General features: G+C 66.6%; 30 protein-coding genes and 1 riboswitch. Of the genes, 15 read left to right on the top strand and 15 right to left on the bottom strand.

The window, feature by feature from the left end:
* Positions 1 to 30: 30 nt before the first annotated feature.
* Positions 31 to 981: an aldo/keto reductase family protein gene (locus tag M8312_RS10905; protein ID WP_250117718.1), complete on the bottom strand. Its 951-nt coding sequence runs from the start codon at positions 979 to 981 to the stop codon at positions 31 to 33.
* 129 nt (positions 982 to 1110) lie between these two features.
* On the opposite strand from M8312_RS10905, the gene M8312_RS10900 reads away from it, so the two are divergent.
* The 3 genes from M8312_RS10900 to M8312_RS10890 all read left to right on the top strand — a co-directional run bounded on the left by M8312_RS10900 (position 1111) and on the right by M8312_RS10890 (position 4540).
* The gene (locus tag M8312_RS10900; RefSeq protein WP_250117717.1) at positions 1111 to 2022 is read left to right on the top strand and encodes a sulfite exporter TauE/SafE family protein; all 912 of its coding nucleotides are present in this window, start codon (positions 1111 to 1113) and stop codon (positions 2020 to 2022) included.
* 38 nt (positions 2023 to 2060) lie between these two features.
* Positions 2061 to 2780 carry a TIGR02186 family protein gene (locus tag M8312_RS10895; protein WP_502957461.1) on the top strand — a complete coding sequence of 240 codons (720 nt, stop codon included), beginning with the start codon at positions 2061 to 2063 and terminating at the stop codon, positions 2778 to 2780.
* A 74-nt stretch (positions 2781 to 2854) separates the two neighbouring features.
* A complete protein-coding gene (locus M8312_RS10890) occupies positions 2855 to 4540 on the top strand; it encodes an ATP-binding protein (protein ID WP_250117715.1) in 1686 nt (561 codons plus the stop codon).
* 155 nt (positions 4541 to 4695) lie between these two features.
* Here M8312_RS10890 and M8312_RS10885 read toward each other — a convergent pair whose 3' ends face one another.
* The 4 genes from M8312_RS10885 to M8312_RS10870 form a co-directional block, all read right to left on the bottom strand.
* A complete protein-coding gene (locus M8312_RS10885) occupies positions 4696 to 5271 on the bottom strand; it encodes a hypothetical protein (protein ID WP_250117714.1) in 576 nt (191 codons plus the stop codon).
* A 148-nt stretch (positions 5272 to 5419) separates the two neighbouring features.
* Entirely contained in the window at positions 5420 to 6088 is a 669-nt protein-coding gene (locus tag M8312_RS10880) for a hypothetical protein (RefSeq protein WP_250117713.1), read from the bottom strand.
* 87 nt (positions 6089 to 6175) lie between these two features.
* The gene (locus M8312_RS10875) at positions 6176 to 6595 is read right to left on the bottom strand and encodes a hypothetical protein (protein ID WP_250117712.1); all 420 of its coding nucleotides are present in this window, start codon (positions 6593 to 6595) and stop codon (positions 6176 to 6178) included.
* Positions 6596 to 6778: 183 nt separating this feature from the next.
* Positions 6779 to 8191 carry a M23 family metallopeptidase gene (locus M8312_RS10870; protein ID WP_250117711.1) on the bottom strand — a complete coding sequence of 471 codons (1413 nt, stop codon included), beginning with the start codon at positions 8189 to 8191 and terminating at the stop codon, positions 6779 to 6781.
* Between the two features lie 108 nt (positions 8192 to 8299).
* Here M8312_RS10870 and M8312_RS10865 point away from each other — a divergent pair, with 108 nt between their 5' ends.
* Genes M8312_RS10865 through fdxA form a run of 3 tightly spaced genes read left to right on the top strand, consistent with a single transcriptional unit; the run spans position 8300 to position 11464 of the window.
* Positions 8300 to 10810, top strand: a complete 2511-nt coding sequence (locus M8312_RS10865) for a helicase-related protein (RefSeq protein ID WP_250117710.1) — start codon at positions 8300 to 8302, stop codon at positions 10808 to 10810.
* Positions 10811 to 11095: an RNA-binding S4 domain-containing protein gene (locus M8312_RS10860; RefSeq protein ID WP_250117709.1), complete on the top strand. Its 285-nt coding sequence runs from the start codon at positions 10811 to 10813 to the stop codon at positions 11093 to 11095.
* 30 nt (positions 11096 to 11125) lie between these two features.
* Positions 11126 to 11464 carry a ferredoxin FdxA gene (fdxA, locus tag M8312_RS10855; RefSeq protein ID WP_250117708.1) on the top strand — a complete coding sequence of 113 codons (339 nt, stop codon included), beginning with the start codon at positions 11126 to 11128 and terminating at the stop codon, positions 11462 to 11464.
* A gap of 11 nt (positions 11465 to 11475) precedes the next feature.
* On the opposite strand, the gene M8312_RS10850 is transcribed toward fdxA, so the two are convergent.
* Both M8312_RS10850 and M8312_RS10845 read right to left on the bottom strand, forming a co-directional pair.
* The gene (locus tag M8312_RS10850; RefSeq protein WP_250117707.1) at positions 11476 to 12270 is read right to left on the bottom strand and encodes a MipA/OmpV family protein; all 795 of its coding nucleotides are present in this window, start codon (positions 12268 to 12270) and stop codon (positions 11476 to 11478) included.
* A gap of 144 nt (positions 12271 to 12414) precedes the next feature.
* Complete coding sequence (locus M8312_RS10845) at positions 12415 to 12717, bottom strand: hypothetical protein (protein ID WP_250117706.1); 303 nt, start codon at positions 12715 to 12717, stop codon at positions 12415 to 12417.
* A 105-nt stretch (positions 12718 to 12822) separates the two neighbouring features.
* Positions 12823 to 12927: riboswitch (TPP riboswitch) on the top strand.
* Between M8312_RS10845 and thiC the strand changes: the two genes are divergently transcribed.
* On the top strand, positions 12922 to 14790 hold the full coding sequence (gene thiC / locus M8312_RS10840; protein ID WP_250117705.1) for a phosphomethylpyrimidine synthase ThiC: 1869 nt from the start codon (positions 12922 to 12924) through the stop codon (positions 14788 to 14790). It overlaps the preceding riboswitch by 6 nt.
* A gap of 4 nt (positions 14791 to 14794) precedes the next feature.
* Positions 14795 to 14953 carry a hypothetical protein gene (locus M8312_RS10835; protein WP_250117704.1) on the top strand — a complete coding sequence of 53 codons (159 nt, stop codon included), beginning with the start codon at positions 14795 to 14797 and terminating at the stop codon, positions 14951 to 14953.
* Positions 14954 to 15005: 52 nt separating this feature from the next.
* Here the strand turns inward: M8312_RS10835 and M8312_RS10830 are convergent, their stop codons facing one another.
* Complete coding sequence (locus M8312_RS10830; protein WP_250117703.1) at positions 15006 to 16049, bottom strand: GTP pyrophosphokinase; 1044 nt, start codon at positions 16047 to 16049, stop codon at positions 15006 to 15008.
* A 126-nt stretch (positions 16050 to 16175) separates the two neighbouring features.
* On the opposite strand from M8312_RS10830, the gene M8312_RS10825 reads away from it, so the two are divergent.
* Entirely contained in the window at positions 16176 to 16460 is a 285-nt protein-coding gene (locus tag M8312_RS10825) for a hypothetical protein (protein WP_250117702.1), read from the top strand.
* Here M8312_RS10825 and M8312_RS10820 read toward each other — a convergent pair.
* Positions 16457 to 16741 (bottom strand): DUF427 domain-containing protein, encoded by a 285-nt coding sequence (locus M8312_RS10820; protein WP_250117701.1) that lies wholly within the window; start codon positions 16739 to 16741, stop codon positions 16457 to 16459. The genes M8312_RS10825 and M8312_RS10820 overlap by 4 nt on opposite strands.
* 323 nt (positions 16742 to 17064) lie before the next feature.
* Between M8312_RS10820 and M8312_RS10815 the strand changes: the two genes are divergently transcribed.
* The 4 genes from M8312_RS10815 (at position 17065) to M8312_RS10800 (ending at position 19146) form a co-directional block, all read left to right on the top strand.
* A complete protein-coding gene (locus tag M8312_RS10815; RefSeq protein WP_250117700.1) occupies positions 17065 to 17484 on the top strand; it encodes a MerR family transcriptional regulator in 420 nt (139 codons plus the stop codon).
* An 89-nt stretch (positions 17485 to 17573) separates the two neighbouring features.
* The gene (locus tag M8312_RS10810; protein ID WP_250117699.1) at positions 17574 to 18131 is read left to right on the top strand and encodes a hypothetical protein; all 558 of its coding nucleotides are present in this window, start codon (positions 17574 to 17576) and stop codon (positions 18129 to 18131) included.
* Between the two features lie 53 nt (positions 18132 to 18184).
* Entirely contained in the window at positions 18185 to 18433 is a 249-nt protein-coding gene (locus M8312_RS10805; RefSeq protein WP_250117698.1) for a LysR family transcriptional regulator, read from the top strand.
* Positions 18434 to 18528: 95 nt separating this feature from the next.
* The gene (locus M8312_RS10800; RefSeq protein WP_250117697.1) at positions 18529 to 19146 is read left to right on the top strand and encodes a YbhB/YbcL family Raf kinase inhibitor-like protein; all 618 of its coding nucleotides are present in this window, start codon (positions 18529 to 18531) and stop codon (positions 19144 to 19146) included.
* Here M8312_RS10800 and M8312_RS10795 read toward each other — a convergent pair.
* On the bottom strand, positions 19143 to 19487 hold the full coding sequence (locus tag M8312_RS10795; protein WP_250117696.1) for a DUF1810 domain-containing protein: 345 nt from the start codon (positions 19485 to 19487) through the stop codon (positions 19143 to 19145). The two genes, M8312_RS10800 and M8312_RS10795, sit on opposite strands and share 4 nt — an antisense overlap.
* Entirely contained in the window at positions 19484 to 19936 is a 453-nt protein-coding gene (locus tag M8312_RS10790; protein ID WP_250119773.1) for a YaiI/YqxD family protein, read from the bottom strand. The genes M8312_RS10795 and M8312_RS10790 overlap by 4 nt, the downstream gene beginning before the upstream one ends.
* Positions 19937 to 20250: 314 nt before the next feature.
* Here M8312_RS10790 and M8312_RS10785 point away from each other — a divergent pair, with 314 nt between their 5' ends.
* On the top strand, positions 20251 to 21282 hold the full coding sequence (locus M8312_RS10785) for a hypothetical protein (protein ID WP_250117695.1): 1032 nt from the start codon (positions 20251 to 20253) through the stop codon (positions 21280 to 21282).
* Between the two features lie 3 nt (positions 21283 to 21285).
* On the opposite strand, the gene M8312_RS10780 is transcribed toward M8312_RS10785, so the two are convergent.
* The gene (locus M8312_RS10780) at positions 21286 to 21807 is read right to left on the bottom strand and encodes a peroxiredoxin (RefSeq protein ID WP_250117694.1); all 522 of its coding nucleotides are present in this window, start codon (positions 21805 to 21807) and stop codon (positions 21286 to 21288) included.
* A gap of 153 nt (positions 21808 to 21960) precedes the next feature.
* On the opposite strand from M8312_RS10780, the gene M8312_RS10775 reads away from it, so the two are divergent.
* Positions 21961 to 22248 (top strand): SWIB/MDM2 domain-containing protein, encoded by a 288-nt coding sequence (locus tag M8312_RS10775; RefSeq protein WP_250117693.1) that lies wholly within the window; start codon positions 21961 to 21963, stop codon positions 22246 to 22248.
* A gap of 56 nt (positions 22249 to 22304) precedes the next feature.
* Here the strand turns inward: M8312_RS10775 and M8312_RS10770 are convergent, their stop codons facing one another.
* From M8312_RS10770 to M8312_RS10760, 3 genes are all read right to left on the bottom strand, one after another.
* Positions 22305 to 22607 (bottom strand): hypothetical protein, encoded by a 303-nt coding sequence (locus tag M8312_RS10770; protein ID WP_250117692.1) that lies wholly within the window; start codon positions 22605 to 22607, stop codon positions 22305 to 22307.
* 91 nt (positions 22608 to 22698) lie between these two features.
* A complete protein-coding gene (locus M8312_RS10765; protein ID WP_250117691.1) occupies positions 22699 to 23088 on the bottom strand; it encodes a hypothetical protein in 390 nt (129 codons plus the stop codon).
* Between the two features lie 79 nt (positions 23089 to 23167).
* Entirely contained in the window at positions 23168 to 23350 is a 183-nt protein-coding gene (locus M8312_RS10760; RefSeq protein WP_250117690.1) for a PspC domain-containing protein, read from the bottom strand.
* Positions 23351 to 23474 lie beyond the last annotated feature (124 nt).

Raw genomic sequence — 23474 nt, 5'->3', positions numbered from 1 at the left:
GCTTGCTTCGCTTGCGCTCGCAATGACGGCTCAGGCGGGCTGCAGCGCCTCCGCCAGAATCTCCTCGGCCCGCGCGAACAGCGCCGGATCGACGCTTGCGCCGCTTGCCCCGCAATTCTCGATCACTTGCTCCGGCCGCGATGCGCCGATGATCGCGCTCGACACTTCGGGCCGGCGCAGCACCCAGGCCAGCGAAAATTGCGTCAGCGTCAGACCGGCCTCCGCCGCCAGCGGCTTCAACCGCTGCACCGCTTCCAGCACCGGCTTCTGCATCAGCCGGTCCATGAACCCGCCCATTTCCTCGCTGGTCGCACGGCTGCCCGGCGGCGGCGGACTGTCCGGATCATATTTCCCGGTCAGCACGCCCTGCGCCAGCGGCGACCAGACGATCTGGCCGATCCCGTTGGCGATCGACAGCGGAAATACTTCCCGCTCCGGCTCGCGCCACAACAGGCTGTACTGCGGTTGGCTCGAGACGAACTTGCGCGCGGTGCCATTGTCGAGCGCCGCCTGGATCCGCTCGGCCGGCCATTCGGAAAAGCCGATGTAGCGCACCCGGCCGCTGTCCACCGCGGCGGTCAGCGCCTCCAGCGTCTCGTCGAGGTCCGTGTCCCAGTCGTAACGGTGGCACTGGTAAAGATCGACATAGTCGGTGCCCAGCCGCTCAAGCGACGCGTCCAGCTGCTTCTCGACCTGCTCGCGCGACAGGCCGCGATCGGAGTCGCTCATTGGAAAGAACAGCTTGGTCGCCAGCACATAGCTGTTGCGCGGCCGGTCCTTGAGCGCCTCACCCAGGAAGCTCTCCGCCGCTCCCCGACCATAGACGTTGGCGGTGTCGATGAAGTTGATCCCCTGGTCGAACGCCGTGTCGAGGCACGCCCGCGCCTTGTCGGCCTCGACGCCGACCCCGTAGGTCAGCCACGATCCCAGGCTGATCTCCGACACCTGCAGGTCGCTGTCGCCCAGGTTCCGATACTTCATCGCCGCTCTCCTTTTGTGCCGTGTGAACCCGCCAGGCCAACGGTTCGATCCACGCCTGCCCTCGACCCGAACGGAGGATTGCACCCGGGCTTTGTCCCGCCACGCTTTGCCGCTAGCAAGGCTCGACCCATGGACATCTACCTCCCGATCGCCGGCATGTCCGTCAATGCGCTGCTGATGGTGGCGCTGGGCTTCCTGGTCGGCATCCTGTCGGGCCTGTTCGGCGTCGGCGGCGGGTTCCTCACCACTCCCTTGCTCATCTTCTACGGCATCCCGCCCAGCGTCGCGGTCGCCAGTGCCACCACCCAGCTGACCGGTGCCAGCGTGTCGGGCGTGCTCGCCCATATGCGCCGCGGCGGCGTCGACCTGCGCATGGGCGGAGTGATGATCGCCGGCGGCCTCGTCGGCAGCGGCGTGGGGGCGATCATCTTCCGCCTGCTCCAGACCAGCGGACAGATCGATACGGTGATCGGCGTCCTCTACGTCCTGCTGCTGGGCTCGATCGGCATCCTGATGCTGCGCGATGCACTGATCGCGCTCGGCTGGGTCAAGGTGGCCGCGCCCGTTCAGGGCCGCCCGCGCCACAACCGCTGGGTTGCGGGCCTGCCTGGCCGCTGGCGCTTCTACGCCTCGGGCCTGTACCTCTCCCCCATCGCGCCAGCCCTCCTGGGGTTCGCCGCCGGCATGCTGACCGTGCTGCTCGGCGTCGGCGGCGGCTTCATCCTGGTGCCGGCCATGATCTACCTGCTCGGCATGGCGGCGCGGGTCGTGGTCGGGACCAGCTTGGTGATGATCCTGGCGGTCAGCGCCGCCACCACCATGCTCCACGCGCTCACCACCCATTCGGTCGATATCGTGCTCGCCGCGTTGCTGCTCGTCGGCGGCGTGGTCGGGGCGCAGATCGGCGCGATCCTCACCACCCGCATCAAGCCCGACCTCCTCCGCCTCAGCCTGGCCGTCATCATCCTGATGGTGGCGCTGCGCGTCGCGCTTGGCCTGACCTATCGCCCGGACGAGATCTTCTCGATCGAATATCTGTGATCCGCCGCCTCGCCCTCCTCCTCTTGGCGCCGCTGCTGATGGCGCAGTCGACGCCGATCCTGGTGCCCGACATCTCGGCCCGCCGGATCGACATCCAGTACAGCTTCACCGGCGCTCAGCTGCTGCTGTTCGGCGCCATCGTCTTTCCGCGCGGCCGGGTGCCCGATCGCCCCGCCGACATCGTGGTGGTCCTCAAGGGCCCGGTCCAGCCGATCATGGTGCGCGAAAAGCAGCGCATCGCCGGCATCTGGACCAACGCCGACTCCAATCGCTTCCGCTCCGCCCCCGGCTATTATGCCGTGGCCTCGTCGCGCCCGATCAGCGAGCTCGTCGATGAGCGCACCGCCGCCATTTACGAGCTTGGCCTCCAGAACCTGCAGCTCTCTCCCGGCGGCGGGGCCCAGCCCGACAAGGAGCGGCGGTTCGAATCCGGCCTGCTCGACCTGCGCCGCCGCCAGCGCCTCTATGTCGAGGATCCCAAGGGCGTCGAAATCAGCGAGAACGTGCTCTACCGGGCGCGGATCTTCATTCCCAGCCAGGTGCCCGTCGGCACCTACACGGCGGAAACCTTCCTGATCGAACGCGGCAAGGTCATCGCCGCCGCCACCAAGGAGATCCAGGTCGGCAAGTCGGGGTTCGAGCGGCTGGTCGCCCAGTCCGCCCGCCGCCATGCCTTCCTGTACGGCCTCGCCGCCGTCGGCCTGTCGCTGTTCCTCGGCTGGGCCGCCGCCGCCGCCTTCCGCCGCAGGGGTGCGTGACGGAATCTTAACTGCGCCCGCGTTAACCGTGCTTCCGAACCCAAGCGTCTTTGTGTGTGGAGCCGGACCAAGCGATGACCGATCAACCGAGTCTCAAGCAATTCCTCGACGAGCTTTCGAGCTTCAACGACGAGGATACGACCGGAGGTCACGTCCCCGCCCCCGCCCACAAGCTGGAGCCGATCGGCGCAGTGCTGGAGATCGCCGGTTCCGGTTCACGAATCCGCATGGACGCCGCGCGTCTGGCGGCCATCAGCACCCATGCCGACCAGTCCGTCGCCATGTCGGGCCAGGTAGGCAGCCAGGTGAAGATGGCGCTCGCCGGAAGCTGGCTGATCGCCAACGTTCGCACCATGAAGCAGGATGACGACGGCTCCATCAGCGCGATGATCGACTTTCTCGGCGAAGCCGATCGCGACAGCTCTGACCGGATGAGCAACTTCCGCCGCGGCGTCACGCGCTACCCCATTCCCGGCTGCCCGGTGATGCCGGTTTCCACCGAAGACCTGCGCTCCGTCTTCGCCGCCTCCAACAGCGCCCACGTCGAGATCGGCACCGTCTACCCGACGGATGATATCCGCGGCGCCCTCTACATCGACCCGATGCTGTCCAAGCACTTTGCCGTGCTCGGCTCGACCGGTACCGGTAAATCGACCAGCGTCGCCCTGATCCTCCACCGCATCTCGAGCTATTCGCCCGAGGGTCACATCGTGATGATCGACCCCCACGGCGAATATAGCGCGGCCTTCAAGGGCATCGGCGAGCTGTTCAACGTCGACAACCTCCAGCTGCCCTACTGGCTGATGAACTTCGAGGAGCATTGCGAAGTGCTCCTCACCACCGACGGGGCCGAGCGCCAGCGCGACGCCGACATCCTCGCCAAGGTGCTGCTTGCGGCCCGGACCAAGACCAAGGCGTCCGAACAATATGGCAAGGTCACCGTCGACAGCCCCATTCCCTACCTGCTGACCGACCTCAACCAGGTGCTGGTCAACGAGATGGGCAAGCTCGACCGCGCCGGCGACACCACGCCCTACCAGCGGCTCAAGAACAAGCTGGACGAGCTTCGCGCCGACCCGCGCTACACCTTCATGTTCTCGGGCATGCTGGTCAGCGACAATATGAGCGGCTTCCTTGCCAAGCTGTTCCGCCTGCCCGCCAACGGCCGTCCGATCTCGATCGTCGACGTGTCGGGTGTTCCGTCGGAAATCACATCGGTGGTGGTTTCCGTGCTCGCCCGGATGGTGTTCGACTATGCCATCTGGTCGCGCACCGAGGCGCAGCGCCCGCTGCTGCTGGTCTGCGAAGAGGCCCACCGCTACGTCCCCAAGGACGAGAGCGCCAAGGGCCAGGCGGTCCGCAAGATCCTCGAGCGTATCGCCAAGGAAGGCCGTAAGTACGGCGTCTCGCTTGGCCTGATCACGCAGCGGCCGTCCGACTTGGCCGAAGGCGTGCTGTCGCAGTGCGGCACGATCATTTCCATGCGTCTCAACAACGACCGAGACCAGGCCTGCGTCCGCGCGGCGATGCCCGAAGGCGCCCGCGGTTTCCTCGACAGCATTCCGGCGCTTCGTAACCGCGAATGCATCGTCTGCGGCGAAGGTGTCGCTATCCCCATCCGCGTCCGCTTCGACGACCTCGAGCCCGAAAAGCGCCCCGCCTCCGCCGACCCCAGCTTCGCCGCTCTGTGGCGCGAGACGGGCGGCGAGGAGGAGATCATCGGGCGCACCATCAAGCGGTGGCGGGGGCATGGCCGCTAAGCCGCCGAGCGCAGCGCCGCCGACGCGCCAGCGTCGCCGGAGCTGCGCGAAGAGCCGGCGAAGCGCGGCCGCCCTGCAGCCGGCAGGCTGACAGGACCGACGTCACGCGGTTTCACTCCGCGTGACCCACTTCTTCTTCCTCGTTAAGCTGCCCCCTAAGGCGCGAGCTGACCCCGCTTCGCCTTGGCCGCCAGCGCCGCTGCCTGCGCGGCTTTCTCCCGCTCGTCGGCTTCGCGGTCGGCCTTGGCGGCGAGGTAGATCTGATATTCCGACGGCTGCGGATCGGTCACCAGCAACTGGCCGACGTTCCCGCCTTCCAGCGCCGTCTGCACCATCTTCACCGCCGTCATCGCCGCGCCGACCACGTTGATCATCGGCGGGTTCATGCAACCGGCCGAGCCCACCACCTGGCAGCTCGTGTCCTTCAGCAGCTCGCGCCGCTTGGGCAGCGTGTGGTTGTGCGCGATCTGCTTGGCGCGGATCACGTCGGGATCGATCCGATAGCCCTCCGGCGGCGGCGCGCAGACCGTGATCACCCCCGGCTCGGTCGGCAGGCTGATGCTGCACCCAGCGGGGGTCAGCGAGGCCGGCAGCTTGGGCTTGGGCTTCGGCGGCGCCGGCGGCCCGGCAACCTGGCTCTTGTCGACGGCGGCAGGCGCGGGCGAAGCAGCGGACGAGCCAGCGCTCACCGCCTGAACCGCCATCAACGCAAGCACCACCGACATCGTCATCCTCCGGCTCGACCCGAACCGCCTGCTCCCGCCAAGCTGAACCTCAGTTTGACAAGGCGGCAGCAGCCGCACGAGTTCCGCTCAACGGAATGTCCGCAATGGGCGTGCAGAGACTCGGATCCGACCCAAGCCGAAAGTCTGCGTCCACTCAGCCGATTGATCGGCAAAACTCTTTAAGTGGCGAGGGGTCCTCCGGGTCTCGCGCTGCGTGGACATCCAGTCGATCAGCGATGTGTTCGAGGATTGGCCAATTAATCCCGAAGGTGAAATCGAGCATGCGCTCGCGGCGGATCAGACCGCCAAGCCGCACCTGATCATCACGGGTCAGGCTCGCCAGTCCGTCGAAGTTACCGATGTCGCGCCAAATTGCGCGCTCCTCAAGTGAATGGTCCTCGAAATTCGCTAGGTTGTCGTAAGCCGCCCCGTAAGCGAGCCGGGTCTTGAGAGGGATGTGGTTATACACTTCTCCTGTGCGTGCTTCCCACGCGCTCATCCGTAGCGCCAATCGCATCGGCAAGCTGATCGGCCCCGATAAACGACCATCCGTTCCACTGCGAGATCGCTCCAGCCAGCGCTCCAGTTGGTCAAGCCTGGCCGTGACGCAGTGCCCCTGAATAAGCCGGTACTGATATGTCCCCAAATCATAGCTTAGATCGCTGTCTAGAGCGGCGCGAAATTCAACAACCTCGTTGTTCCAGTGCCAAGACTCGACGACCTGCTGCGCTCCGAGTGCGATCAGCACGCCCAATACGATGATGCCGACTTCGCCGGCAAACTCACGCCAGCCGTGCAGTGGCTTAGGTAGATGAACATGCATTCAAAGCGCCCCCGATCCCGGGCGAGCCTAGCGGACACGCGAATGTCCGCAATGGGCCGGAAGCGGGCACTCTGACTGCCGCGCCCTCTATGTCCGACACCGCGGAATGATTGAGCCTCGGGCGGGATAAATCGTCAGCCTGCGGATGCTCCAGTAGCTCAGATCCAGTGCGACGAAGATCGGCGAACCTTTCTGCTGGTAGATGGCCTGGCCTGCCCAGCTGCTCCCCACCGGCGTCAGGCATTCGCTCCAGCCCTGGTTGTGAAGTTCACTGGTGACGGCCACCAAGGCGCTCTGGTCCGTCGGGTGCCACAGCGTCAGGTGATCGAAGCCGCCGGCGCCATCACCGCCATGAAGGTCAACCGCGGCGCTGAATGGCCCGTGACGCCACAGGAACACGCCTTCCTTGCGGCACCGCATGGTGACGTTGTCGGGGCGGCAGGCGGTGAAGCCGGCCCGCCGCGCGTCCGCCAGGCTGCCGCTCACCGGCAGATGGTCGAAGGTCAACGCGGCGGGGGGCCGCCGCTCTTCCCCGCATGACGCAAGCAACGTGAGCGCCAGCAATGGCGCAAGGAGCCAAGGTCGAGAGCGCGAGCCTGGCACCGGCCTGCCGTGCGCGGAGGTATCCCACTGTTCCAGCATGCGGCGACTTACGGCTCACCAGCCGCGCTCGGCAATGGGTGGCCTCGATCAGCCCCCAAGCAGCTCCTTCACCCGCGCCCTGATGGCGGCGCTGGCACCTGGATTGACCGGGGCCGCGCTGACGAAGCGGATGCCCATCGGGTTGACCGCCTCGCCGTTGCGCAGCGTCTCGAAGTGGAGGTGCGGGCCAGTCGACAGGCCGGTCGAGCCGACAAAGCCGATCAGCTGCCCCTGGTGAACCAATGTGCCCGGCGCCACCGCCATCCGGCTCATGTGGCTGTAGCTGGTGACCAGCCCGTTGCCGTGCGCGATCCGCACCTGCTGGCCATAGCCGCCGGCCCAGCCCGCCTGGATCACCTGGCCCTCCGCCGCGGCCGCGATCGGCATGCCGTAATGGGCGCCGAAGTCGATCCCCTTGTGCATCCGCGCATAGTGCAGGATCGGGTGGAAACGCATTCCGAAGGTCGAGGTGATCGGCGCCTGCACCGGCCAGAAGATGCCGCTCGACACCCGCGGCGCGGCGCTTGTGCTGCTCGCCGCGTCGATCCACTGCCCGTTCCACTTCACCAGTTGCAGCGGTGCGCCCATTGCCCGTTCCAGCCCGGCATAGAGCAAGGGACCGGTCACGACCTCGCCCGTCGCCGCCCGGGCATTCGCCAGCACCAGGGTGAAGCGATCGTCCTGCGCCACGCCGCTGCCAACCTCGATCTGGGTCGCAATCGCCTGCAGATATTGCGCCGCCGCCATCGGGCTCGCCCCCGCCGCGCGAAGCGACCAGTAGAGCCCGTCGCCGACCTTGCCCCTGATCCGCAACGGCCGGCGATCGACAGCAATGGCCGTCGTGCTCATCGCCAGCCCGGCGCCGGCCCGCGCCAGCCGCACCTTCAAGTCCATGCCGGCCTGGAGTTCCAGTTGCTCCAGCGGCCGGGCCCCGCCCGCCAAGGACGCGCCCAGCGTGAAGCTGACCATCGTTCCCGGTGCCAGCCGCCTGCCCGCCGACCGCACCAGCGCCTCGGCCCGCGCGGCATCCGCCGCCACCGTCCCGCTGCGCACCAGCAGCCCGGTCAGACCGTCATTGCCCGGCCCGATCGCCCCGACCAGCGCCACCGTGGTCCGCACCGGCGCTTCGGCCAGCGGAGTGACTGCATTCGTTTCCGCCATCGGCAGCCCCGTCGGCGACCCCGCCGCCAGCCCGCCGATGCCCAGCGCATCCCATTGCTCGGCCTGCGGCGCGTCGAACCACTCGGCCCGCGGCCCGGTCAGCGGCTCCAAGCCCGGCGCGAGCCAGGCGACGAACGCCACCAGCGAGAGCAACGTCCCCAGCCCGCGCCACCAACGCGCGCTGAACAGGTCGCGGCCAAGGTCGACCGTCAGATCGAGGTCGCGCCAGCTTGGGCGGGGTGCAGGCTTGGCCCCGACCAGCGGCGCCGCGTCGGCGGCCAGTATGCGCGACTGAAACATCGCACTCGGTCTGGCCGATCAGGGTTAACGCCACGCTAAGACCGTATCCCGCTGCGCCCCCGTAACGATCCTCTTGCACATCGCCCGCCCATGCCCCCACATCCGCTCATGGCGAACGGCGACGGTGCGGTGCGGGCGATCCTGGGTCCGACGAACACGGGCAAGACCCACCTCGCGATCGAGCGGATGTGCGCCCACTCGAGCGGTGTCATGGGCTTCCCCCTCCGCCTGCTCGCCCGCGAAGTCTATGATCGCGTCGTCCGGATGAAGGGCGAGGCCAGCGTCGCCCTCATCACCGGCGAGGAGCGGATCACCCCGCCGACCGCCCGCTACTGGCTGTGCACCGTCGAAAGCATGCCGGTCCCCAATTGGCAGGACGAAGGCCAGGACTTCGCCTTCTGCGCCATCGACGAGGCACAGCTCGGCACCGATCCGGAGCGCGGCCACGTCTTCACCGACCGCCTGCTGCGCGCCCGCGGCCGCGAGGAGACGCTGATCCTCGGCGCCGACACGCTCCGCCCGCTGATCCGCACCCTCATCCCCGAAGCCGAGATCGTCACCCGCCCGCGCTTCTCGACCCTGCGCTACGCCGGGTCAGTCAAGCTCTCCCGCCTGCCGCCCCGCTCGGCCGTGGTCGCCTTCTCCGCCGAACAGGTCTACGCGCTCGCCGAGATGCTGCGCCGGTTCAAGGGCGGCGCGGCGGTGGTGATGGGCGCGCTCTCCCCGGCCACCCGCAATGCCCAGGTCGCCATGTTCCAGCGGGGCGAGGTCGACTATCTCGTCGCCACCGACGCCATCGGCATGGGCCTCAACATGGACGTGTCCCATGTCGCCTTCGCCGGGCTCGAGAAATTCGACGGCCGCCGCGATCGCCGCCTGACCATCCCCGAGATGGCCCAGATCGCCGGCCGCGCCGGCCGCCACCAGCGCGACGGCAGCTTCGGCACGCTCGGCCTCGGCGGTGACAATGCGGCGGCGTTCAGCGACGAGGAAGTGCTTGCGATTGAAGAGCACCGCTTCCGCCCGCTCGACCATCTCTATTGGCGCAACAGCGACCTCGACTTCTCCGACGTTCGCGCGCTCATCGCCAGCCTGGAGGAGAAGAGCGGCGATCCGCTGCTCCGGGCCGCGCCCTTGTCCATCGACCTCGCTGTGCTCAAGGCCATCGCCGAGGACCCAGCCGTCGCCGCCATGCGCGGCAAGCAGGCGCGCCGCCTGTGGGCCGCCTGCGGCCTGCCCGACTTCCGCAAGGTGGGGCCCATGCACCACGCCCGCATGGTCCGCCGGGTATTCAGCTACATCGGCGAAGGCGGCCATATCGCCGCCGACTGGTTCGCCGCCGAGGTCGCCCGCCTCGACAATGTCCAGGGCGATATCGAGGCCCTGGCCGACCGCCTCGCCGGTGTTCGCAGCTGGGCCTACATCGCCCACCGTTCCGACTGGCTGAAGGAGCCGGCGAGGTGGGCCGAGCGGACCCGCGCGGTCGAGGGCCGCCTGTCCGACGCACTCCATTCGGCCCTCACCCAGCGTTTCGTCGATCGTCGCACCGCCGTGCTCGTCCGCGACATCGGCGCCCGCGGGGCCGACGCGCTGCCCGTGACGGTGGCCGCGGACGGCGAGGTCAGCGTCGGTCCGGAACCCATCGGCCATCTCGCCGGCTTCGACTTCACCGTCGATCCCACCGCCCGACTCGCGGACAAGCGCCTCCTGCTGGCCGCTGCCGAGCGCCGGCTGGGCGAGGAACTCGACCGCCGGGCCAAGGAACTGGCGGATGGCGACGACACTCTCTTCACGCTCGCCGCCGAGCCGGGGCAGCCGGTCGCGATCGGTTGGAACGGCCACATCCTCGCTCGCCTCGCCCCCGGCCGTTCGCTGACCGAGCCCGCTGTCCGCACCGCTCGCGCGCTCGACCGCCTCTCCGCGCCCGTGCGCGCCGCCTTGCGCGCTCGCCTCGAACGCTGGGTCGAAGCGCAGGTCGCCCGCCACCTCGGCGAGCTCGTCCGCTTGGGCCGCGCCTCCTCCGATCCGCAGCATCGACCGGCCGTGCGCGCGCTCACCGCCATGCTGGCCGACGCCGGCGGGCTCTTGCCCCGCAAGGCGCTGGCCGCGCCGATCGGCCAGCTCGACAAGGATGATCGCGCCGCGCTTTACCGCCTGCACGTCCGGCTGGGTGCGCTCGACGCCTTCCTGCCGACCCTGCTCAAACCCGAAGCGCAGCGCTGGCGGGCGGCGTTGATGACGGTTCGCGGCAACCAGCCGATGCCCAGCCTGCCCCCACCCGGGGCCGCGACCCTGCCGGCCAGCGCCGACCGGCACGGCGCCGCCCTCGCCTACCGCCGGGTCGGCGAAATCTGGCTTCGCATCGATCTTGCCGATCGCCTCGCCGCTTATGCCCACAGGATTCGGGCGGCAGGCGGCGGGGAGGTCGTCGACCGTCAGCTCGCCACCTCGCTTGGGCTCGACGAACCCGCGATCGCGCGCCTGATGGCGGACGTTGGTTTTCAGCCCAAGGGCGAGGCGTGGAGCTGGCGCGGCCAGCGTCGCCGGCAGGAACGCCCCGTCGCCGCGCACAAGCCCGGCAACGCCTTCGCCGCAGCCCTGGCGGACCTCAAGCGCTAGATGCGGATCGACCGCTTCCTGTTCTTCATCCGCCTGATCAAGTCCCGCACCCAGGCCCAGGCGCTACTGGCCGAGGGCCGCACCCGCATCGACGGCAAGCGGGTCGACAAGCCTTCCGAAGAGGTCGCGGTCGGAAGCGTCATCGCGCTTCCCCTGCGCGGACGGGTCCGGGTCATCCGTGTGCTCTGCCTGCCCGCCCGGCGCGGGCCGCCGGCCGAAGCGCGACTTGCCTTTGAAGAGATCGGCGAAGGTCCACCCGTTGACGGAACGCCAGCCCCGCAATAGCGCTCTCTCCAACAAGGAGCTCGAACAACCATGACCTACGTCGTCACCGACGCCTGCATCCGCTGCAAGTATATGGACTGCGTCGAGGTCTGTCCGGTCGACTGCTTCTACGAGGGCGAGAATATGCTCGTCATCAACCCCAACGAATGCATCGATTGCGGCGTGTGTGAGCCGGAGTGTCCGGCCGAGGCGATCCTGCCCGACACCGAAAGCGGCAATGAGAAGTGGCTGGAGCTGAACTCCACCTTCTCATCGCAATGGCCCAACATCACGCGCAAGAAGGACTCCCCCGCCGACGCCGACGAGCACAAGGGCGAGGAAGGCAAGTACGATAAGTATTTCTCGGCGGAGCCTGGCGCGGGCGACTGACCCGCGCGGGCTCAGCGGCGGATGGTGAAGGTGTAGTTCAGGCCGATTCCGGCCGAGAGCTGGTTGCGTGAGCCATATTGCCGGATGAACGGCGATTTGGCGGCATCGCCGACCAGCCGCTCGAACCGCCCATAGCCGAACAATCCGAATTGCTTGTTGAGGGCAAGGTTCAATCCACTCGCCAGCGCCACGGCGTGCAGCCCGCTGCCCGGACGATAGGCCGGGAGGCCCGTGGCCAGTGCCGCCGTCGGGCTCACGCCGAAGTAGGCGCGCTGATAGCGCCCGTTCGAGAACAGCAGCCGCGGACCGATGGAGAAGACGTACTTGTCGCCATCGCGCCAGATCTTGTCGGCACCCACCTGCCCAACCAAGCCGTCATGCCCGCCGATGCCCTTGCGCAGCTCGGCCCGCAGGCGGATGCTGTCGTTCAGCACATAATCGACGAAGCCGCCCGCCTCGATTGTCCGCTTCACCGGTCCGATTGCAACGCCCGCGTCCTCGTTGGTGCGCTTCGACTGGAAATACCCGACAGGCCCCACTGCGAAGCCGCCGCTGGTGAACAGCGGAATGCCGAACCCGTCATCGGGCGCCGTGAAACGGAACTCGTTGTCGCCCTTGGCGATGCTGACCCGCACCAGCGGCACGATGTCATTCTTGTCCGCGCCAACGAAGGACGGACGAGTCTGCGCTCCTGCTCCCACCCGGATCCGCAGGTCGGGCGTGTCATCCTGTGTCTCGGTACTGGTCTGGGCGAAAGCGGCGGTGCCGCCCGAAAGCAGGGCGGCGGCGATGAGGATAAGCTTCATGGCCAACCGAACAGCTAACCGCCCGCTTGGTTGCACGGGCGTATCGATTCCTCCGCCAGTCGCCCCTGAGCACAAAAAAAATCGAGCGCCCGCGGGGTTCGCGGGCGCTCGAGTTGCGCGGCGGGATGAGGCCGCGTGGGGGACTTACAATCCGTTCTTGAGATTGGTGTCGGGATCGTGGGTGGCCTTGTCCTTTTCCTTCAGCGAATTCTCGGTCGTGCTGTTGGTCGCCATGTTGGCGTCGGCGCCGCCCATGGCGTTCGAATCCATGGCATTGGCGCCCATCATGTTGGCGTCCGTGGACATGTTGGTGTCCATCATCATGTTGGAATCGGTGCTCATCATGTTGCTGTCGGCCGACATGTTGGCTTCGTCATTCTGGGCCTTGTTGCCGCCGCAGGCGGTCAACGTGAGGGCCGCACCGGCGGCGAGGATCATGAGGCGCATTTCCATCTTCTCCCTGTGACTACAGGCGCTTCAACACCGCACGACGCGCTTGTGTCCCTCTGTTCGCTCCGGTTCCGCTTGATCCCGCGGCTCCCTTCCTTTCTATGAGCCCACCCGGGGAGCCCATGAGGGCTGAGAGTCGGCATTCGGCCGAGACCCGTTGAACCTGGCCCGGTTAGCACCGGCGTAGGGAGGATAAATACCATGGCCGACATACCCGCGCGCACCGAACTCAAGGTCACCACCGGCCCTATCCGTGGCAGCCGGAAGGTCCACCTGGGGCCGCTCAATGTCGCCATGCGCCAGGTCATCCTGGAGCCGTCCTCCGGTGAGCCGCCAGTCACCCTCTACGATACCAGCGGCCCCTACACCGACCCCAATGCCCGCATCGACATCATGGCCGGCCTGCCCGAACTGCGCAGCGGCTGGATCCGCGCCCGCGGCGATGTGGAGGAAGTCACCCAGCGTGAGGTCCGTCCCGAGGACAATGGCATGGCTGGCCCAGATCGCAGCGGCGGCGTCGCGCCCTTCCCCAACGTCCGCAAGAAGGTGCTCCGCGCCCGTTCCGGCGCCAACGTCACCCAGATGCACTACGCCCGCCGCGGCATCATCACGCCCGAGATGGAGTATGTCGCCCACCGCGAAAACCTCGGCCGCGAAGCCGCGCTGAACACCCCCCGGGACGGCGAAAGCTTCGGCGCCGCCATCCCCGACTTCGTCACGCCCGAGTTCGTCCGTGACGAGGTCGCCCGCGGCCGCGCGATCATCCCCAACAACATCAACCACCCCGAATCCGAGCCGATGGCGATCGGCCGCAACTTCCTGGTCAAGATCAACGCCAACATCGGCAACAGCGCCGTCGCCTCCGACGTCGCCGCCGAGGTCGACAAGATGGTCTGGGCGATCCGCTGGGGCGCGGACACGGTGATGGACCTCTCCACCGGCCGCAACATCCATGACACGCGCGAGTGGATCCTCAGGAACTCGCCCGTGCCCATCGGCACCGTCCCCATCTACCAGGCGCTCGAAAAGGTCGGCGGCATCGCCGAGGACCTGACCTGGGACCTGTTCCGCGACACGCTGATCGAGCAGGCGGAGCAGGGCGTCGACTATTTCACCATCCACGCCGGCGTCCGCCTGCCCTACGTGCCCCTGACCGCCAAGCGCGTCACCGGCATCGTCAGCCGCGGCGGCTCGATCATGGCGAAGTGGTGCCTCGCCCACCACCGCGAGAGCTTCCTCTACGAGCGCTTCGACGAGATTTGCGAGATCATGAAGGCCTATGACGTCGCCTTCTCCCTCGGCGACGGCCTCCGCCCCGGCTCCATCGCCGACGCCAACGACGAAGCCCAGTTCGCCGAGCTCTACACGCTGGGTGAGCTCACCAAAAAGGCGTGGGAACACGACTGCCAGGTGATGATCGAGGGCCCCGGCCACGTGCCGATGCACAAGATCAAGGAGAATATGGACAAGCAGCTGGCAAGCTGCGGCGAGGCGCCCTTCTACACGCTGGGGCCGCTCACCACCGACATCGCGCCCGGCTACGACCACATCACCAGCGGCATCGGCGCCGCCATGATCGGCTGGTTCGGCACCGCGATGCTCTGCTACGTCACCCCCAAGGAGCATCTCGGCCTGCCCGACCGCGACGACGTCAAGGTCGGGGTCGTCACCTACAAGCTCGCCGCCCACGCCGCCGACCTCGCCAAGGGCCACCCCGCCGCCAAGCTGCGCGACGACGCGCTCAGCCGCGCCCGGTTCGAGTTCCGCTGGCGCGACCAGTTCCACCTCAGCCTCGATCCCGACACGGCCGAGCGCTACCACGACCAGACCCTTCCCGCCGAAGGCGCCAAGACCGCTCATTTCTGCTCCATGTGCGGACCCAAGTTCTGCAGCATGAAGATCACCCAGGAGGTCCGGGACTTCGCGGCCAAGCAAGACGCCGGCCTGCTCAACGCCACCCCGGCGCCCGCCGCCGCCGAAGCCGAGCAGGGCATGGCCGAGATGAGCGCGAAGTACCGCGAAGGCGGCAACGAGCTCTACATCGGCGCTGGTGGACGGGAGCACGACTGAGCCAATGGCCGACCTCTACCGCAAACGCCTCGAGTCCGAGCGCAAGACCCTCTGGGCCACCTGCCGCCTCAAGGGTTTTGCGAAGGACACGCCCGAGCGGCTGCGGATTGCGGAGCTCGACAAGCTGATCGCGGAGCATGACGCCAAGGGGGCGAATATTTGAGCGAGGTTTTACATCAGTAAGAAGAGAACAACTTGTAACTAGCAGGCCAGAATCAAGAAGCCTTGGCTATCTTGATCACTCTGTCTGCAATCGATTTATCCCATCCTAAACTAATAAGCTGATCTGAATTTATTTTGTTCTTCATATGTCGAATCAGGTGAAGAACAAGCGCAAACGATGGACTTATGCTCCAGAGGCCTGAAGCTCGATCGGCCTCATATTGCGCCTTCATATAGTCGACGTCAAACTCTCCAACAGCCTGAATGACACCTTGAACAGTGTCAATTCCCTCCGACTTTGACAAGGATATGACTTGATTAGCCGCATCATTGTCGAATGTATCTTCGATCTCGTAGCCGATTGTTCGGAGACGGTTTAGTCCGGCCTGCCCACCTAGCCAACGCAAACTAAATCGAGCGACTGCAGTCACCGTTAAGGGCGTTTTAGCGTTTTTAGTGCTTAGATTCTTTTCGCGCTCGATCGCGAGCTTTTTCCTTTGCTCGCGAAGCCCAACAAACTCCTCATCAGCTAGCTCGAAAAGTCCCGCTATTCGATTAAGACGGCGCTCCAGTTTTCGTGAAGCCTCTTCATTTTTATATTGTAACTCGTGGGAAACGGCCGACCAAGCGTGTTGTATAACCGTTCTAATCTGTATCTCACATTGCAGATCGGCGATTCTTCTCCACTCTATAAGGTCTTTTCTGGCCTCTGCACATTTTACAATATAGTGTGCCGATATGTATCCAAATTTATCACTACCGAGCTGATCTTGTTGATGTGAGAGTTCCTCTTCAACGACTAGGAATTCCCTCTTCACAATTTCGGCGATCTTCACGCAGTCGTCCTGATAAAACGCAACTACCCTTACACCTGCCAAGTCCGGCACCTGTGACAAGCTCGTGTAGGATTTTTCAGGCCTTGTGAGCTTCTTCTTGAAGCTCTCAACATCCTTAACCCGGCTTTCGACGATAAGGAACTTAAGGCTTTCCTCGGAGAGTGCGGATCTTAATAGACCGGCGATCTGTTGAGTGAGATTGTAATAGTCTGATAATCTGGCGACGAAACCAGTTACCAAATCGGCGGATGGATGGGCCATTATAGGATATCAAGATTATAATCTGCTCTCGATCAAGTGTCGGAACGTGCATACGAGACACTTGAGTGCGACGGCCGAACACTCGGTTGAAACATGACTTTCGCCTCTCTTACGAAAAGAAGCTTTGTGACCCGCCACCCCAAACCAGCCTGGACCGGCCTCTGGTTCGACAGCGTCTTGCTGATGGCCGATGCCGCCGCCGTCATCGGCCTGCGCACCCTGACGGTGATGCAGGGCGGGCCCAAGGCCGCGAAGGAAGCCGAGCGTATGGTGGCGGAGAAGATGGCCGCCGGCGCCGAACTCGCCGGCACGCTCGCCAGCGGGAAGGTCCGAACCCCGCAGGGCACCGCTCGCGCCGCGGTGCGGATCGCGGGCAAGCGCGTGCGGGCCAACCGCAAGCGGCTGGGCTAGGCCCTGACTTCGACACCCTTCCAGAAGGCCACCCGCCCTTTGATCTCCTTCGCGGCGTCCTTGGGCTCGGGATAATACCAGGCCGCGTCCTTGTTCTCGGCGCCGCCGGCCGTGATCGTGTAATAGGACGCCGTACCCTTCCACGGGCAGACGCTGGTGGTCGCGCTGTCGGTGAGCACGCCCGGCGTCACCGCCTCCAGCGGGAAATAAGCGTTGCCCTCCACCGTCACGATGTCGTCGCTCTTCGCGATCAGCGTGTCGTTCCAATAGGCTTCGGCCATGACCCTTCTCCCTTTGCGTTCCGCGGGAGGCCCGGCCGGACACCGGCCGGCCGCCCTCCGCCATGTCACTCAGATGGTGACGGCCAAGGGCCATGTCGCCCCCGGCTTAGGGCCATGCAGGGGAACAGGGCCGCACCCCGGCCAAGCGCCGGGGTGCGGCCATACGCACTTTAGCAGGTGCAGTTCTTGCAGGTGCAGGGGTTGCAGCGGCAACCGCCGCCGGACTTGCAGCCGCAGTTGCTGGTGGTCGGCTTCTGGGTCTTCTCCATGGTCATTCTCCTTATTGTCCAACAGTGGACGAAAGGGGTAGTAACCGCCGTACCATGGTACGGAATCAAGCGAAAAGATCGGACACCATCGGCGGGGTCGCGGCGGCGGCGTGCGTGGGGGTGGAAACGGTCCGTTACTACCAGCGCATCGGCCTGCTGGCCGAGCCGCCGAAGCCGTATGGCGAGGTGCGCCGCTATGGCGAAGAGCATGTGCGGCGGCTGCGCTTCATCCGCTCGGCCCAGGCGGCCGGCTTCGCGCTCAATGAGATCCGCGAGCTGCTGGAGCTGGACGCCGGCGACGACCGGGAGCGCGCGCGGGCGCTGGCCACCCAGCGCATCGCCGCCATCGACGGTCGCATCGCCGAACTCCAGGAAGCCCGCGCCGCTCTGTCCCGCCTCGCCACGGCATGCGCGCGCGAGCGGGAAAAGCCCTGCCCCATCCTCACCGCCTTCGAACCGGCGCCGGACTCCTGAGCCCGGCGCCGCTGGTCCAACGGACCGGTTGGCGGCGGCATCGTTCCGGTGGCATCACGATCCCCTCGTTGCCCTCCGGGATACGCCCCATGCTGCCGCTCTTCGCCGCTGTCCTGCTCGCCGCCGCTGCGCCGCCGCCGCCGCCGTCCGCGCCGCTGACCGTGGCCGCCGCCCGCGCCTCCCAGGTCGGTCGCTGGCGCGGCAAGCTCGAATATCGCGATTATCAGGCCGACAAGTGGTTCGGCCTGCCGGTCACGGTGGAGGTGCGCGACGGCGGCGACGGCGTCACCCAGCTGCGCGTGGCCGACTTCGACGATGGCCCCCAGACCGGCGTGGTCCGAATCACCACCGCCTCCATGCTGCTCAAGGACGGGGTCAGCGAAAGCAGCGTCAGCTTCCGCAAGAACCGCGACGTCGAACTGTCGACCGCTAGGCTGACGCTCCAGCCCGGCGCCGGTGGTCCGAACCGCTGGACCCTGGTCAGCGAGGAGACCGGGACCGACGACGATCGCCCCGCCCGAATCCGCGTCACCACCACCCGCGCGAGCGACACGCTGGTGGCGCTCAAGGAAGTGGATTTCACCGACGACGCGGGCGAACGCTGGCTGGTCCGCAACCGCACCACTCTTTCCCGCGTGGGCGACTGACGCCGCCGCTGCCGCGCTTTCAAAGTAGGATTTGGCCTGCTTTATCCGTCACGATGAGCGACCCCTCGCCGCCGCGCTGGACGCCAGAGCGTCAGTGCCTGTTCCTCTCCCACCTCGCCCGCCGCCGCTGCGTCGAGGCGGCCGCGCGCGCCGCGGGGATGAGCCGCGAAAGCGCGCATCGCCTGCGCCGGCGCGAGGCGGGCGGGCTGTTCGACCTGCTGTGGACCGATATCCTCGCCACGCCGCCCGTGCGGGTCACGGACTGGCAATTTCGCCGTGACCCTCGGGAGGGCAGTTTCTAGAGCGGAAGGCGCCGGTTTCCGGGTCACTCCGGTCCTGCGCTCCCGCGGAAACTTCGTGACCTGCATCCCGCCGCCCGCCGGCGCGTTGCTGGCGCATGCTGGAGAATATTCCCCACTGGCTCGGGGCCGCGCTCGGCAACGTCCGCGCCGGCCATGACAAGCTCACCCTCGCCCGCCTCGGGCTGGCCGACGTGCCCTCGCTCGACCTGATGAGCCCGGCCTTCGCCTCCGGCGCCCGTCTGCCGGAGCGCTTCACCGCCGATGGCGACGGCGTCTCCCCGCCGCTCCACTGGCGCGGCGTTCCGCAAGGGACCGCCCGGCTGGCGCTGATCGTCGAGGACCCGGACGCCCCCGCCCCGCGCCCGCTGGTCCACGCCATCGTCGCCTCGATCGACCCCGCGCTCGATCATCTCGCGGAAGGCGCGATCCGTGCTGATGGCGCCGGCGCGGACGGCAAGGACGTCGGCCGGAACAGCTACCTGTCCGAAGGCTGGCTCCCGCCCGATCCGCCGACCGGCCACGGCTCGCACGACTACGTCTTCCAGCTACTCGCGCTCGGCCCCGACGCGCCCGAGCCGGACTCCAGCCCCGGCCGCTCCGACCTCGTCGAGCACCTCACCGGCCACGTCCTCGCCGCGGGGGTCCTGATCGGCACCTATTCGCGCGGAGAGGAAGCGCCCGTCGGCCCCGTCGGCTCAGCGCTGCCGGCCTAGAGCCCGAAGATCTCGAGCGAGGAGCGGTACTTCATCGCGTCGAGCTGTCCGAAGATCGCCTCCAGGCTGCGCCCGGCCGCGAGCTGCTCGCTCACCGCCGCCACTGCTTCGCGGTAGCGTGGCCCAAGCAGCGAATGCGCCAGATAGGCCCGCGCCTCCCCGGGTCCTGACAGTCCATAATGTTTGGCCGTCGGGCTGCGTCCAAGGTCGCGGTGCTGGGGGAAGATGAACCACATCCAGTGGCTCTCCTTCCGCCCGGCCCTGATCTCGCCCAGCGCCCGCTCGAACACCCCGCCCGCCTGCGCGTCCACGAACCGCTGGAGGTCGAACGGATCGCTCATGCTCGCGCCAGCCGCACCAGCGTCTCGTCGAGCGCCTGGAGGAAGCGGGAGCGGTCGGCGCTGGCGAACGGACGGGATCCGCCGATGCCCTCGCCGCCGGCGCCGGCCCGCAGGTCGGCCATGATCGCGCGGGTGGCGATGGCGGCTCCGATGCCGGCGTTGGTGAAGGGCTTGCCGTTGTGGCCAAGCACCGTCGCGCCCGCCTTCAGGCAACGCTCGGCCAGCAGAATGTCGCCGGTAACCACTACGCTGCGCGGACCAGCCTCCTTCGCGATCCAGTCGTCGGCGGCGTCGAACGCGTCGCTGACCACGACCCGCGCGATCAGCGGATGCTCCGGCACCCGCAGCCGCATGTTGCTGACCACGCTGACCGGCACGCCGCGCCGCCACGCCACCTTGTACACCTCGTCCTTGACCGGGCAGGCGTCCGCGTCGACCAGGATTCGCAGCTGCGCCGGAGCGCCTCCCGCCTTAGCCGTTGCCAAGTCCGCCGCTGCTGCCCTTGCTCGAAGGATTGGCCGCGATCGTCTTTGGCTTTTCCTTCTTGGGTTTCCGCGCTTCCTTGTTCGACTTCATCTGACCCTTGGCCATGACATTGCTCCCTGGTTCTCGTTCGTCACATGATGCTACCACAGCGGAGTGCTTCAACCCATCAGGGCCGAACAGGTGCCCCGGGCTGAAAAGCCAGCTCTCACCTTTGCTTAACCGATGTTGCCTATGGCTACGGTGTTCTGCGGCTTCGGCCGCCTGCGGAGCTTGAAGCATGAACATGTATCGGGGGCACCCGCAGCACGTTTTCATCCCCGATGCGCATGCCAGTGGAGTCCGCTCCTACCGCGAGCCGGCCGAGCCGCACCCGCTTCAGCTGACCTTCCTCGAGGAGGAGGGAGAGCGCGGTTTCTGCAACCGGATCGCCAACCTCCTGTCCGCCGGTAATGCGGCAGCGACGGAGGCCATGCTGCGCGAAGAGCTTGCCCCCTTCGAAGGCTCGCTGGCATCGCTGTGCAAGGCGACCAGCGCCGACCAGGTCACGATCGACGGGTGGGATGACCTGCTGCCGATCCTGGCTGAATGGGAAGGTCCGCCGGTCACCGCCATCACCCTGGGTCTCACCAATCCACCCGACCTGGTGTTCGAAGCCGGCCAACTGCATGAGCCGGAGCTGCTGCTCGGTCTCTACTCGGACGAGGCCTTCCCCTTCTCGACGGCATGCGCCGACGGATTGCTGGAGGAGTGCAGCCAGGACGTTCCAGCCTGGGTCGGCAAGGAAGAGGATGTTGAATTCTACTGCTCGGCAGCGGGCCTCGGTGAGCTCAACACGGCGCTGATCGGCCACAAGCACCGCCACTTCCTTCGCGATGGTCGGGATGGCGTGGAGGGCCGTGCGCCTGGTGGCTATGTCGAATATGTTCTCGGCTGCTGGCTTCGCTCCACGTTGTTCCTGCAGGCGGTTCAGCGCGCTTCCAGGCAGCTTCCGGCAGGCTGCCGGCTGGTGGCCGGAGCAGTGGGGGTCAACGCCGATTTCGTCGCTCTGATCGAGGCCAAGCGCCCGCGCGCGTCCGCTGCCAGGAAAGCGGCGAAGACGAACGAGCCGCAGTTCGCCACGCTGACCGTCAAGCCCTGGGTCCCGCGCGAGGATCTTGACGCCATCACGAACCCTCCCGCCGGAGCGACCTTGCGCCAGCGCGTGCTTCAGGGCGAGGCCGAGCAGGCAGCTCCACCCGCCGCAGTCGCAGAGCAGGAACCCGCCCCACGGCGAGGCTGGCTTGCGCGCCTGCTTCGCTTGGGACGCTGAGGCTTAGCGGGGGAGCGCGCGGACCGCCGCCAGCGTCTTGGCGACATGGTCCTTCCAGCTCAGGTCCGAATGGACAAAGACAATGCGTCCGTCTCTCGCGATTACATAGCTGGTGCGGTTGGTCATGGAGACGACCGGCAGCTTCACGTCATAGGCGCGGATCACGTCGGCGCTTGCTGTCGCGACCGGGAACTTGCCTCGACACGCTTCGGTGCTGAAGCGCTTGAGCGTGGGCAAATCATCGGCGCTCATTCCGATCACCCGCGCGCCGGCCTTCCGGAAATCGGCGGACGCGTCGCTGAAGGCCTTGGCTTCGAAGGTGCAGCCTTCCGTGAATGCCTTGGGATAGAAATAGAGCACGACCGGCCCGCTCTTGAGCTGGTCGGCAAGGTGCAGCCGGAATTCACGTCCGTTCAGCGCGCCCGTGGTGGTGAAGTCGGGCGCCTTGGCGCCCACCGGCAGGGCGGCGCTAGCCGGCGCGCTGAGACCGAGCGTGAGGAAGGCGGCAAGCAGCAGACGGCGCATGGGACAGGCTCCTGTCGATCAAAGTGTCAGTTGAAACGCTACGCCCCTCCAACCGCGACGTCCACCGGGCCAAGGGACCATGCTGACGCGTCAGCCGGAACCGCCAACCGATCACGCCGGTTGCCGCCATGGCAGACCGAGAGGAGTAGCGTGATGGCCAAGAACGTCGAAATCGACGACACCAACCCGGACGCGGTTCACCAGAAGATCGACGTCAGCCCCGAGCTTGCAACGATCGTCGGCGAGGGCCCGATGGCGCGCGGCGAGGTCACCAGCAAGATCTGGGACTATATCCGCGCGAATAAGCTGCAGGCGAAGGACGACGGCCGTGAGATCGAGCCCGACGACAAGCTGGGCAAGATCGTCGGCGACAAGCGCCTGACCATGTTCGAGATGACGGCTAAGGTGAACCGCCACATCCGGTCGCCCTCCAAGGCCTGACAAAAAAGGGCGCTCACCCGCGAGGGTGAGCGCCTTCTCCTGCGTGCTCTCGCAGATTAACGCTTGTTCTGGCTGTTGCCCGAGACGGTGTCATCGGCGCTGTTGCCGTCGATGTCGGCACTGGTGCGGGTCGCGTCGGCCTTTTCCTCACCCTGCTCACGGACCTTGTCGGCCTTGTTCTCGAGCGCGTCTTCACGGTTCTCGCTGGTGGCGTTGTCGGCCATGTCCTCGAGGTTATCGGCCGTGTTCTCGGCGTTCGCCTCGATGTTGTCGGCGGCACGCTCCTGCGGCGTGTTGTTGTTGCACGCGGCGAGCGACATCAGGCCGGCAGCGACAGCCAGTGCGGAAAGCTTCTTCATAGGAATTCACCCCTGTTTTGCGTTTGGCCCCCCAGCGGGGCCGTCGACGTTACTGAGGCGTTTCAATTCCCCAACCGCTCGGTTGTTCCCATCAGCGCGGCGGGTGGCAGCAGGCGATGGCCGCCGCGCCCGTCGCCGGGTCCTGCTCGACAAGGGCGGACTGACCTTTGCGGCGCATGAAGCCCGCGGCGGCCTGAAGCTCCACGTAGGACTTGCCGTCCGGTGCAGCCACGATGTCGAGATCGGTCGACCGCTGCAGCGCGAAGTGCGGCCAGACGATCTCCAGGTGATGAGGCCCGGGCGGCAGCGCAAAGGCCAGCAGGCGCTTTTGTCCGAGCGTTCCGAACTCCTTGCCGTCAATCAGCAGCGTGGGTGCGAACAGGATCGGCTCGGCATAAGCGCGGTAGACGATCAGGGTCGCCGCGTGAGGCGGCAGCAGAGGCGGGGAAATTGCAAGCAGCAAAGCCGAGAGGATGGGCATGGTCCCTCCATCGATCGGCATGGGTCAGTGTAACGGTCAGATCAGCCCAGGCAATGGCCAAAACGCGCGGTGGCTCGCCTCAACGGTCGGAGGCGAGCCAGGCGGCGACGAAGTAGAGGATGACCGCAATCGGGCCGGTGACCAGCACCGCGAGTACCAGACCGAGGCGGACGACGAGCGGGTCGACGCCGGTCGCGTCCGCGATCCCCGCTCCCACGCCCATCAACTTGGCATCCCGACGGTTCAGCTGAAACTTTTCCAACTTGGCGTCCCTTCAGGCGAGGTGGATCGGGCCGACGGCGGCCGAAACAAACAGCATGGCGGTGACGAAGGCGCCGGCCAGGCTGACGGCGACACTGCGGAAGGACGACGACGAAGCGAACATT

Source organism: Sphingomonas sp. KRR8 (assembly GCF_023559245.1).
In the GTDB taxonomy this organism is placed as follows: Bacteria; Pseudomonadota; Alphaproteobacteria; order Sphingomonadales; family Sphingomonadaceae; genus Sphingomicrobium.
The sequence above is the reverse complement of the archived record's forward strand: the minus strand, read 5'-3'. Positions and strand labels throughout refer to the sequence as shown.